Below are 440 nucleotides of genomic sequence, written 5' to 3' on the forward strand. Positions count from 1 at the left end.
CCTACGGGCGGCTGCAGTGGGGAATATTGCACAATGGGGGAAACCCTGATGCAGCGACGCCGCGTGAGCGAAGAAGTATTTCGGTATGTAAAGCTCTATCAGCAGGGAAGATAATGACGGTACCTGACTAAGAAGCCCCGGCTAACTACGTGCCAGCAGCCGCGGTAATACGTATGGAGCAAGCGTTATCCGGATTTACTGGGTGTAAAGGGAGTGTAGGTGGCCATGCAAGTCAGAAGTGAAAATCCGGGGCTCAACCCCGGAACTGCTTTTGAAACTGTGAGGCTGGGGTGCAGGAGGGGTGAGTGGAATTCCTAGTGTAGCGGTGAAATGCGTAGATATTAGGAGGAACACCAGTGGCGAAGGCGGCTCACTGGACTGTAACTGACACTGAGGCTCGAAAGCGTGGGGAGCAAACAGGATTAGATACCCGTGTAGTC

1 rRNA gene is annotated in these 440 nt (G+C 53.6%); it reads left to right on the top strand.

Annotated elements, in window-relative coordinates:
- Nucleotides 1–440 (top strand): 16S ribosomal RNA (locus C1631_RS23770); the annotation flags it as partial.

The organism is Chryseobacterium phosphatilyticum (assembly GCF_002899825.2).
GTDB lineage: Bacteria > Bacteroidota > Bacteroidia > Flavobacteriales > Weeksellaceae > Chryseobacterium > Chryseobacterium phosphatilyticum.